This is a genomic window from Gemmobacter caeni (assembly GCF_003054195.1).
Classification (GTDB): domain Bacteria; phylum Pseudomonadota; class Alphaproteobacteria; order Rhodobacterales; family Rhodobacteraceae; genus Gemmobacter; species Gemmobacter caeni.
In genome coordinates this window covers 1-10978 of sequence record NZ_QBKP01000040.1, presented here as the reverse complement: position 1 = coordinate 10978, position 10978 = coordinate 1, and the positions used below count along the sequence as shown (strand labels likewise).

The 10978-nt window shown below is 64.4% G+C and carries 13 protein-coding genes; all 13 read right to left on the bottom strand.

The window, feature by feature from the left end; genetic code table 11:
• A partial coding sequence (locus C8N34_RS24985) for a hypothetical protein (RefSeq protein WP_146177489.1) occupies window positions 1-308 on the bottom strand: 308 nt, incomplete at its 3' end.
• Window positions 308-625, bottom strand: coding sequence for a head-tail joining protein (locus tag C8N34_RS24980; RefSeq protein WP_108130970.1), 318 nt, complete (start codon window positions 623-625; stop codon window positions 308-310). The genes C8N34_RS24980 and C8N34_RS24985, both read right to left, overlap by 1 nt.
• A gap of 1 nt (window position 626) precedes the next feature.
• Window positions 627-956: a DUF2190 family protein gene (locus C8N34_RS24975; RefSeq protein WP_108130969.1), complete on the bottom strand. Its 330-nt coding sequence runs from the start codon at window positions 954-956 to the stop codon at window positions 627-629.
• A 103-nt stretch (window positions 957-1059) separates the two neighbouring features.
• Complete coding sequence (locus tag C8N34_RS24970; RefSeq protein ID WP_108130968.1) at window positions 1060-3156, bottom strand: head maturation protease, ClpP-related; 2097 nt, start codon at window positions 3154-3156, stop codon at window positions 1060-1062.
• Window positions 3153-4631, bottom strand: a complete 1479-nt coding sequence (locus tag C8N34_RS24965; protein ID WP_108130967.1) for a phage portal protein — start codon at window positions 4629-4631, stop codon at window positions 3153-3155. The genes C8N34_RS24970 and C8N34_RS24965 overlap by 4 nt, the downstream gene beginning before the upstream one ends.
• A 2-nt stretch (window positions 4632-4633) precedes the next feature.
• On the bottom strand, window positions 4634-4852 hold the full coding sequence (locus C8N34_RS24960) for a phage head-tail joining protein (RefSeq protein WP_108130966.1): 219 nt from the start codon (window positions 4850-4852) through the stop codon (window positions 4634-4636).
• A 9-nt stretch (window positions 4853-4861) separates the two neighbouring features.
• A complete protein-coding gene (locus tag C8N34_RS24955) occupies window positions 4862-7036 on the bottom strand; it encodes a terminase gpA endonuclease subunit (RefSeq protein ID WP_108130965.1) in 2175 nt (724 codons plus the stop codon).
• Window positions 7036-7695, bottom strand: a complete 660-nt coding sequence (locus tag C8N34_RS24950; RefSeq protein ID WP_108130964.1) for a DUF1441 family protein — start codon at window positions 7693-7695, stop codon at window positions 7036-7038. Before C8N34_RS24950 ends, C8N34_RS24955 begins: the two co-directional genes overlap by 1 nt.
• A gap of 122 nt (window positions 7696-7817) precedes the next feature.
• Window positions 7818-8534: a hypothetical protein gene (locus C8N34_RS24945; protein ID WP_108130963.1), complete on the bottom strand. Its 717-nt coding sequence runs from the start codon at window positions 8532-8534 to the stop codon at window positions 7818-7820.
• Window positions 8535-8716: 182 nt separating this feature from the next.
• Complete coding sequence (gene nusG, locus C8N34_RS24940; RefSeq protein ID WP_108130962.1) at window positions 8717-9343, bottom strand: transcription termination/antitermination protein NusG; 627 nt, start codon at window positions 9341-9343, stop codon at window positions 8717-8719.
• Window positions 9344-9345: 2 nt separating this feature from the next.
• Window positions 9346-9597 (bottom strand): hypothetical protein, encoded by a 252-nt coding sequence (locus tag C8N34_RS24935; protein ID WP_108130961.1) that lies wholly within the window; start codon window positions 9595-9597, stop codon window positions 9346-9348.
• Window positions 9594-10286 carry a hypothetical protein gene (locus tag C8N34_RS24930; protein ID WP_108130960.1) on the bottom strand — a complete coding sequence of 231 codons (693 nt, stop codon included), beginning with the start codon at window positions 10284-10286 and terminating at the stop codon, window positions 9594-9596. Before C8N34_RS24930 ends, C8N34_RS24935 begins: the two co-directional genes overlap by 4 nt.
• 101 nt (window positions 10287-10387) lie before the next feature.
• Window positions 10388-10978 (bottom strand): DUF1376 domain-containing protein (locus C8N34_RS24925; RefSeq protein ID WP_108130959.1); only part of this gene is annotated, 591 nt, incomplete at its 5' end.

The window sequence follows — 10978 nt, the reverse complement described above, 5'->3', positions numbered from 1 at the left end:
CACATGAGATTGCTGGCGCGCAGTGCAGCGACAACGGCGGCTTCGATCTGGTCGGCCGCTTCATCGAGGTCATCCTCGATCAAATCCCCGCCCAGAAGCTTGACCACCACGACCAGCGTGGTTTCGCGCTGCGCGCTGTCCTGCGATGCAGACGAACGCCGCTCGGAGGGCGTGGCGACCGCCCAGGCGGGAAGATGCTCTGCATTGACCGATTGCGCCCAGGCGAAGAACTCGGTCCAACCTGTCAGACCGGCCTGAAGCGCGGCACGGGCCGACGCGCGGATTTGCTTGCGATCCGACGATGGCATCAGACCGCCTCCAGCTTGTAGATGACAAAGGCATCATCGGCTGGCGATCCGCTGATGTAACTGGCCACGACGACATAGCGGCGCCCGCCCGAAACCTCGATCTGATCACCACGCACCGCAACAGCGTCGGACTTTCGCACGCGCCATGTCGGCATGTTGATGATAATCGCCCCGCCGTCGTCGCCTGTCGCCTCCACCGGGGTTTCGCGAAAAATCGACAACACTTCCCGCGACTCGCCGACCTGCGGAAGAAACAGGATCGGGGTGCCCAGCGTTTCCGCCAGCACCCCGGCCATGCCGTCGAACACGCTCGCCATGTCAGCCGTTCAGCCGGATGCGGCCCGTGGTCTCCCCGGCACCACTGCCGACCGCAGACACGGCCTTGCCGATCAGCGTGTTGCCGCTGGAGGCCGTGGTGCAATACTTGTTGGTATTGTCCCAGTAGATCGCGGCGCCCACCGTCCAGGCCTGCGACCCGACCTTCAGGATATCAACGACGCCTTCAAGCTGCGCCTCGACATCCGCGCCGCTGGCCGCGTCATGCACGGCCACGCCGAAGATGGTCCCGACCAAAAGGCCTGCGCCCGAGGCCACGTCATAGGGCGCGGGAAGCGTGATCCGCTCACCGCGCTGCACATAGTTCTTCATGTTCCGATCCTTTCGGTTGTCGATTGAACCCGGCATGCATGCAGGGCGAAAGACGAAGGGCGGCCCGGAAGCCGCCCTTTCGTCAGGTCATGTCGTCGCCGGATCAGGCGCCGGCGTTCTTGTAGCCGCCACGGAAATCAATGGCGCCGCAGCCGAAGTCATGTTCCAGCGAGAACTTGGTGCCCTGCACACCGAAGGGATCTTCCATACGGAAGCGCGGCGCAGTGTAGCCTTCCAGCAGGCCCCACTCGAAGCACGGCGCCTCATCGACCGACGCAAAGACATACCAGGCGTTGCCGGTGATCTTGGCGGTGATGACCGGCGACATGACGCCAGAGAACGGGTTCACATTGCCCGCCTGCTGCGCTTGGATCGGCGCGAGAAGCTGCTGCGCCTCGGTTTCCTTGTCCGGCCCGCACAGCAGGATCGAGGCGGTCAGTTCCAGCTCGGCACCATCCAGCGACTTGCGCTTGCGCAGGGAGGCACGGGCAAGGCTCAGCGAGGTGATGTTGATCGCCGCCGCCGCCCCTGCCTTGGTGCCATCGGTCGTGTTGAACACCTGCCGGGTGGTTTCAAGCAAGGTCGGGCCATCGGAATTCGAACCGCCCAGCATCATGGTGTAGAAGGTGCGATCTTCGAACCGCGCCACTGCATTGCCCCGGTCATTCAGCACCTGCATGATGCCGTCGAGGCTGTCATTGACCAGCAATTGCCGCGACAGCAGCACCTGCACACCATAGGCCAGCACCTTGGTCTTTTCCTTCGACTCGCTGAAGCTTCCCGCCTTCAGCTCACCCGCTTCCGGGCTCACCGGCTGGAGGTCCGGGAAGTCGCCGACGCGCACGGTGGTATGGTCACGGAAATCGACATAGGTCCGTTGCCGTGCAATGCGACGGTAGGTCGGCTGCGCCTGCGCATAGCGCGCGGCCAGCGAACGGTTCATGGCATTTTCCAGCAGCGCCGGGAAATCGCTGGTCGAATGGAAGGCCATGCGCAGCACTTCCTCGCGCCCCGCGAAATGCCCCGGCACCCGGCGCTGGCCCAGCCGTTCGGCCGCCATTTCGACGATGGAGAAATCCATATACTGCCGGGACACATCGGCGGGTTCGGCGCGGGTCAGGCGAGCGACAAGTGCGCCTTCCATGCCCAGACGGCGGGTTTCGGTTTCATCGCGGCCGCGTTCGGTGACACGCATCGGGCCCGGCGCCGGTTCGCGCTGTGCCATGGTCGCCATGAACCGCGACCCGGCCATATCGGCCGCCGTGCCGTCATTGATCAGCGCGGTCACATCCGCATCGGTCAGGCGACCGGCGTCAACGAACGGGCGGGCCATGCTCTGGATCATGGTGACGCGGTTGCGCTCCGCCATGATCGCGGCCTGCGGATCAGGCGCGGGCGGCTGCGGGGTCTGGATCTGCGTCGGCACCGGGGTCTGCACCGGCGCGGTGGGGTTGGTCGGATCGGGCATCACATGCTCCATGGTTGCGGCCACCGGGGCCAGGGCGCCGCCGGAGGCGGCAGGGTTACGGGGCGTGGCAATGCCACGGCCCGGAGATTTGTCGCGCATCATCGCGGCATAGGCGGTCATGTTGCGCTGCATGCGGGCGCGCAGCGCATCGTCAAAGCTGGGCGGGGCTGCACTCGCGTCAGCGCCATCGGCCACCGCATCCGCGAATCCCGCCTCGATGGCGGCCGAGGCGCTGTAAAAGGTTTCGGCATTCATGATGGCCAGCACGGCTTCGATGCTCTGGCCCGACCGATCCGCGTAAACCTGAGCATAGACCCGCGCCAACATGTCGAGGAAATCGGCCTGCGCACGATGATCCTCTGCACCGCCATAGGCATAGCCGGAAGGGTTATGCAGCATGATGAACGAACCGGCGGTCATCTCGCGCTGCGCGGCCCCCATCAGAAGAAGCGAGGCAGCCGAGGAGGCCTGCCCCTCGACAATGACACGGCATCCGCCGGGATGGCCTTCCAGAGCCGCGCGGATCGCCTCGCCCGCCACCGGATCGCCGCCGCCGGAATTCAGGCGCACAGTGATACGCCCCTCGCCCATGGCCAGAAGCGCCTCGCGGACCATGGCCGGGCAGAAGAAGATCTCTTCCTCCCAGGCCCAGCCTGCCTGCTCGTCCGACATCACATAGCCTGACAGCACCAGCTCGCCGCCGATGATCAGGTCCGCCCCGCGTCGTCTCATGTCACAGTTCCTTCGGGATTGGCCTTGGCCCGGTTTTCGCGGGCGGTCGGCAGGTTGCTTGCCCCGGTTGGGGCGAGTTTCGCATCGCCATCCTTCTGAGCATCTTCCGCCCGCTCGCGCCGGATGCGCTCGGGGTCGAGCCCGAGTGTGCGCTGGACGTTCTGGCGGCTGTTCACGCCCCCCTCGATCTGCTTCAGAAAGGCGTCGATCTCGTCATTCGGGTCGATCAGCGGGCGCCGCGGCGGTGTATGGTTCAGCCGAATGATCTCAGTGGGCAGCACGCGCTGCATGGCCCATGACTCCCGCATCCAACGCTCGACCCCCATGCAGAACTGCATGATGACCATGCGCTGCCAGCGCTCTACATTGCGGTCCATCTCCATCCGGCCCATGCGGCCGCTGGAGAAATTGACCCCGCTCAGATCCCCGGTCAGCGATTCACGGGTGATCCCGATGCCCATGGCAACGGCCCCCAGCGCCTCGCGCATGAAGGGCTGATAATCGTCAACTTTGGGCGGGGTCGTGAAATTGACCGCTGTCCCTTCCGGCGTTCCGACCACAGCGCCGGGCTCCAGCGCCTCCAGCCCCTTGAGCCGCTTCGATGGATCGACGCCGGAATCCTTGTCATAGGTCACGACGGCCGCCAACAGCGCTGCCATCTTCTGCTTCAGGATCTGGGCTTCCTGATAGTCGCTGATCTCGCCCATGGTCATCATGACCGGCGCCAGCCACGGCACACCGCGCAACTGGCCCGGCCGGTCGAACCGCCGGATGTGCAGCACATCCTGCCACGGCACACGGCGCGACGTCAGCTTCAACCCACGCATCCGCGCCGAACCGGGATGTTCGTCGAAAATGTGATAGGCTTCGATATCGCCGATGGGGCTGTATTCGACGCCCTCGATCACTTCGTTCTTGCCCCAGCTGGTGACGGTATCATCCAGATGATCCGCCTCCAGCAACTCGACCTGAAACCCCAGCGGCAGATCGCGGGCGTATTTCCCGCGCCGGATGCGCCGCCGCGCCAGGACCTCGCCATCGGTGAAGACGGTGCCGATCACCACTTCCTGCATGGCGTAGAGGTCCAGCTCCCCCCGTGCATCCAGCGCAGGGGTCAGCAGATGTTCTGACAGCACCGCCCAGATTTGCGCCTGCACCTCGGCACTCTCATGCACCACCGATGGCACGATCCCGGTTCCCACCACATTCGAGGTCACCACCTCGCGCGCTCTTGCGGCATAGGGGCGGTTTCGCACCATGTCGCGGCTCAGCTGACGCAGGCGTGCCCGGACACCGAAGGCGGCAGCGTCTGCATCCGTCGCCGGCGCCTTCCATCCCGCCGCGCGTCGGCCCCGCGAAGCGGCGTCATAATTCATCGCCAGCTTCGCGGCCGAGCGGGCAAGAGCCCGGCGGCGCCCGGCTTCAGGGGAAATTTCGCTGACCAGCGCGTCCAGAGTGGTCCCGATCCAGCCCATGATCAGAGGCCCCGCCCGGTCGTGACATAGCCGATGACAAAGCCACCAGCGCCCTGCGCTTCCGCGATCTGCGCGGTAAGCGACGCGATGGCGGCGGCCATCTCTGCATCAGAACGATATTCGACCCGCTCGCCATTCAGCTGCACCGATTTCACGCCCTTGGCGCGGGCCCGGATCAGCTCATCACGCATCTGGACCAGTTCGGCCTGATCAATCGCCATGGAATAACCTCACCGTCTCAGCCAGTTGATGTATTGCGGCGCAGCATCCTCGCTGGCCTCCGGTGGCGGCGCCGCCTGCCCCGTCCAGGTCGCAAACGGATTGACCTCGCCCAGAACTGCCCAGCCGGGCGGATCGTCCGGGTTCAGCCGATTGATGCCCCGATGCTCGGCAATCGCCTGCGCCTGCACCGACAGGTCGAGCGTTTCGTTACGCCCGGCACCCGGCCGCTTGCTGTAACCATCGACGCCGCGCCGCTCAGCAAGCATTTCCTCGATCCGCTCTTTCTCGATCGACGCCGCAAACAGATAGGCGCCGGGGCCATGATCCAACCGCGCCGCCGCCGCCAGAACGGTATCCTTCAGCCGATCCACTGCCATGTTCAGCAGCTTGATCGACCGCGCCTTCTTGCCTTGCGCCCCCCGTTCCGGCGAAACATGCCAGACGCGATCCGACAGCTTGAACCCGCCACGTCCAATTGACAGGAACCACAACGCGCCCTTGCCTTCGCGCTTGCGACGGCGCCAGAACTTCTCGGCATTGTCTGACCAGCCGGTCGGACCGTTGAAATCCACCACTGCAACGCAGGGCTTCAGGCTCCAGTCTTCACCTTCCACCGCATAGGACCGTTCCATCAGATCGGTCAGAACCTCGGCATCCTCGACATATTTACCGGGGTTGATCGCGCGAAACCTTCCTTCCGCATCCCGCGCCTTCGGTGCCGATTCTGGCGGTTGCACCAGGTCGAACCGATCCAGCGCCATGCGCTTGCCGTCCAGCCCCCAGGCCGTGATCAGGACCGCGAACCACGTTCCGTTCGTATCGACCGACACCGTGATGAACCGTGTCCAGGACGGGCAAGTCATCGCGCCCAATTCTACGGCGGTCTCACGCAAGGCGGCAGCCGTCAGATCCTGATCATCACCGTCTGGCCGCGCATAGGGCACCCCGATATCGGTGTAATGCACCCGTGCGAAATCACTGTCATCCTGCGACACCTCGAAGGCGCGGCGGGCCGTCTCATAGCGCTCGACCAGTTCATCCCAGCCTGAGAACGCCGCCGCCGCGCCATTCAGCGCATAACTGGCGACCGGGGTCTGACGAATGCGCGGATCGTCAATGCGCACCAGCAATCGGTGCCCCCGCGCGTCCACCAGCGCATTGCCCTCCGCATCGAATGGCCGCGCCTCGTGCAGCCACCCACCGCGCCCTAGTGACGCGAGGGTGTTGAGGCGCGCCTTTTCGCGATGGCTGATCAGGTGACCGCAATCCGGGCACTGCATCTTTGCCGTGGCACCTGCGGCCCCCGGCTCCAGCGTCTCATCATAGACCAGCCTGTCGAAGCGCGGTTCGAACAACTCGGCACAGTTGGGGCATTCCCAGAACCAGCGGCCCCGCGTGCCTTCGTTGTAGATCCGGCAAATCCCGTTTGTCACGGGGGGCAGCCGGTGTGGCGCAGTCTTGTCAAACTCCCAGACCTGTTCCGGATCGACCGGAAAGGCCGGCGTGCTTTCTACGAACACACATCCCCGGCTCATGAAGGTCCGGATACGCTGGAGCGCCATGCCGTGGGGCGAACCCTCGGGCGAGTCCTTCGGCCCCAGCTTCTGCGGCATGTGGTCGTAATCGGTCAGCAGCACCATCCGCTGTGACCGGCTGGAAAGCTGGTTCGGCACAGGATAGCCGATGGTCAGCCGCATCCCCTTGAACCGCTTGCGGGCAAAGGTGCTGTCATCCCGCGCTGTTCCCAACCGATCCCTCAGGAAGCGGCTGTTCATCAACGCCGGGTCCAGCTTTTCCTCGACCCAGGCATCTGCATCGGTCTTGGTCATATGGATGATCTGCACCGGCGACGGCGCACACATGATCGCATGCGCCGAAACCGACAGCAGCATCTGGCTCTTGCCACTCTGTGACGGACCGACAAAACAGATGGTCTTGAACCGGCGCGACTGGCTCATATCCTGCGGCTCGACCGTGTAGGGCGCAACCGTCCGGTCATAGTCCTGCCAGTTGCCCTGCACCGGCACCTTCAGATACTGTTCCGCCGCATCCGTCACCGAAATCCGGCTGGGCGGGTCCAGCAAAGGCAGGGAATCTGCCAGCAGTTCCTCCGGCGTGATGAATGGCGGCAACGGCGGGATACGGGCCAGAAGCCCGATCCCCCGGTCAGACATCGCCACCATCAGACGCTCAGCTCACCCTGCCGGGTATTGATCGGCACAACCGATCCCGGTCGCCGCACCAGATCCTCCAGCGCCGTCTTGATATCGTCGCGCAGCTCGTCCGTGCGGGCCACTACCTGCGCCACCTGTTCCGCCGACAGGCCGAACTTCATCTCCAGAAAATCCGGCAGGGTATCGAGGCTGTTGCCGATCTTGACCAGAGACTCTTCGAACACTGCCCGCACCCGGTCTGTGCGGATCAGGTCGCCGCGCTGTTCTGCCAGGCGGTTGCGGGCATATTCCGCCTCCGACCATGCCCGCACTTCGGCCGCTGACATGCCAGCTTCGGCCTCGGCCTGATCATCGTCGAGGTTGCGGAAGGCCAGTGCAGCCTGTGCCGCGATCTGGTCGCCGCGTTGCTTGGCCGCGCGGATCTTCTCGTTGCGCGCCGCGCGCCATGCCCAGCAATGCGACAGCCGGAATTCATAGGACACGCCGTTCTGCCCTTCGGACAGCACCGGCATGCCCTGACCGATCCACTTGGTGATCGTGTTTTCGGTCACGTCGAACGCGCGGGAAAGCTGCCCACGGTTCAGCACCCCATCCTCCACCCCTTCTGGCAGCGGCCATGCCGAAACGTCCAGCACCTCCCCATCCGACAGAGTGATGAGGTCAGACACAGTTTTTCCTTTCAAGAACAACAACAAGCACGGAAACATGCACCCATGCCGAAAAATTCCCGGCCACAAGTAACGGGGTGCGAATTACCCGCGTGCGGCTTTGACCCCGGAAGGACCCTAGCCTATCTGGCCCGCGCAACGGCCTCGGCAAGCCTCCGGTCAAGGTGTTCCGGAAGGCGACGCTGCCACACATCCTCGACACCATCATAAAACCCGAGGCGCGGGGAATACGTTGGCGCCTTGTCGCTGAACTTCAGCACCCGCACCGCAATGTCATCAGGCCTTGCCCGACGGTAAACACCTGGGGCCAGACCATGCTGAGGCACGAAGTATCTGGCCCGCTTGGGCGCCCGCTTGGCAGACCGCTCGGTCGTATTGCTGCGCGGATCACGCTGCGCCCCGAGGGCAGACAGCACCTGATTGCGCTCGCCGGATGACCAGTTGCCCGAACCGTCAAGCCGGGCATGCTCACCCGGCAGGACACTGCGGATCACACCACCCCAAGCCACGCGCGACGACAGCAGCTTCTCGACGCCGGTCTGCGGTCGCGCCCCGCCACCTTCCTCGACCTTGAGGTAATGGCGCTTGCCGACACTCGGCCGCTCTTTCACCTGAGCTTCAAGGTTACGCTTGTCAGCGCGCCAGACCATCAACGCATTCTTGGTGAACCGCGTGGGCCGGTCGAACACCACTTCCATGCGCCGCTGGATGTATTCGAGCGCATCCTTGGCTGTGTCGTTCAAGGCATTCGCTGCCGCGAACGGAAGCTGCGCCACTTCGAGGTTGGTCAGGTGCCGACGAAACTGACTGTCATCGACCTTGATCGACAGCTCTTCCATCGCACCCCCTGAAACGCGAAGCGCCCGTGAGCTTGTGCTCCGGGCGCATTGAAGGCGTGTCGGACCTCGCGTTCAACGGGTCCCCGCCGACCACCTTCCGGGGCGCAAGGCCCTGATACAGGGCGGGCTGGCCGGATTAGGTCTGTGATTTGTCGGACGCTACGCCTGTCTTCGCTGATCTGTCAACCCGCCTTGCGCATCGGTAACAGATCCATAGGGCTACCATCCACCAGAACCTCGCGCCCGAACAACTGGAAGCGCAGACGAACACCCCCATCCGCCACAAGCTCCACGACCTCACAGGGAAACTCTGCGAAAGGCCCAACGCGGAACATCACCATGTCACCTGCGCGCATCCTCGCAGCCTCACGCCGCCGCATCATTTCCTCGGCACGGCTTCCCTCGATCCGTTCATCGCGTTTCCGCATGGCATGGACCGCCCGCAGCTTCGAAGGCTCCAGCACACCCCAGTGCCCATCCGAGCTGCATAGCGCGCCCGTCACCCATGGGCAGGTCATCACCATATGGACCACCGGGTCACCGCCGAACCGCGCAAAGACATATCCGGGCAGATAGCGGCGATGATAGGTCCGCACCACGCCACGGGTCCGGGTCTGCCGCTTCAGGACCGGGTGGAAGGCATACACCCCGCGCTTGCGGAGCCATGCCTCGACCTCATCCTCGCGCTGCGGTGCGACCCGCAGGGCATACCATCGCGACGGCCCCGGCAGGACAATGCCGGCCACGTCGCGCGGCGGCAGGACATCACCGATCTTGAGGGAGGCTGGCTCAAATCCATTTGACCGCATGATCACACACCCCCGCAATCGTCGCAGGCCATGGCGCCGAGGATCAGCGACTGCTTCGCCATCTCGACCAGACCTATACAGCCCATCACGTCATCGCAGGCCATCGCGTCCATCACATGACCATCCCGATCCTGCATCACGATGAACAGCTTCGCCTGCGGCGCGGCTTTGGCACGCTCGGAAAACTGTGCCAGATGCTCCGAGATATCGCCAGCCACCACGTCCCGCGCGGTCTTCAGCCCGACAAGAGTCATGCTGCATTCCCTTCACGCTTGCCTTGCCCCGCTTCGACCAGCGCCATGGCGTCTGCCTTGTCGCGCAGATAGGACGCTTCCCACCGCAGCTCGGCATCTGTCAGGCTGGCCCCGCGATCCCGCTTGTCGGCCAGGATGCGCAGACCCCGCGCATTGTCTTCGGCCTCTTGCGCGATGCCGCGCTGTTCATATTCAAACGGCGGGCGCGGATATTTGCGCAGGAACCGATAGACCTCGACCAGATCCCCGCGCAACACCGCCTTTGGCCCCTCGACCGACCCCAGCCAGCTGACCAGCGCCCGGTTATGCGCCAGCGGGCGCGGCTGCCAGACCTGCGCCCGATGCATGATCAGCACCTCGGACGGCCAGTCGGCCTTGCCGCCCGACAGGTCGATCAGCTCATCTGCCAGCGCATCCAGCTTGTCCGGGTCCATGTAGGACAGCTTTTCCGCGATCACCGTCATCCGCGCCTCATGCGCCTCCAGCGTCACGCCGCGCTTGCGCACAAACCCGGCCTGTTCCAGCCGGGCAATCAGGTGGTCCCGCACAGCCCTGCGGCCATGGCCTTCATCGGTCTCAGCGCCTTCCGTCATCGCATCCCCCATTTTCTCAGCCCCTTCACCGCCAGCCATCCCGCGCTTCGCCCCGCGATCCGGGAAGGAATGTTCTGTCAGGTCCTGTCCTGTCATTCTTTGTCCTGTCCTGTAGGGCAATTTCAGCGAAACCCCTGAAAAAAGAGCGAAATCGCCCTGAAACCTTTCACCGTGTTACTGAAACCGTTTCAGCGATTTCAGCGTGTTTCACCGTCCGCGCCGAGGCTGACGACACGCGGCCCACCCGCCACCGCATCGGCCGCGACGCGCACATTGTCTTCGTTGACGAACAGCCCATGCTCATCCAGCCAGCGCGTAATGGCATCGACCGCATGGGCCGAATTGGCGATCCGCGTCATGCCGGCGATCCCCTTGAGCTTCGACTTGACGCGACTGCGCATGACGGCCAGACGGCTTTCCTCGCGGCTGCGTGCGCGGCCCTTCTTGCGCTTCACCGCCCGTTCGGCGATTTCGGCAATGAAGGGGTGTCCCAGCCGATCAGACCGCATCTGGCCGCCCGTCTCGACATGGCATTGCCGCCAGCCGTGCAGCACGCCCTCGCGCACCGCGCGCCAGCCCTCGACATCCGCGCCGAACCGGGCCAGCTGCGCCAGCTCCACATCATCATCTGGCAACGTGCCCGCCGGGTCCTGCCGATAGCATTCCGACCACAGGATCAGCGCGGTCCCGATATCGGCCCGGCGATCCTCGCGCAGCGCATAGGCCAGAAAGCGCGAGGTCAGCAGCTTGTGAATGTGCAACTCCACCCATTCATGCGAGGCCAGCGT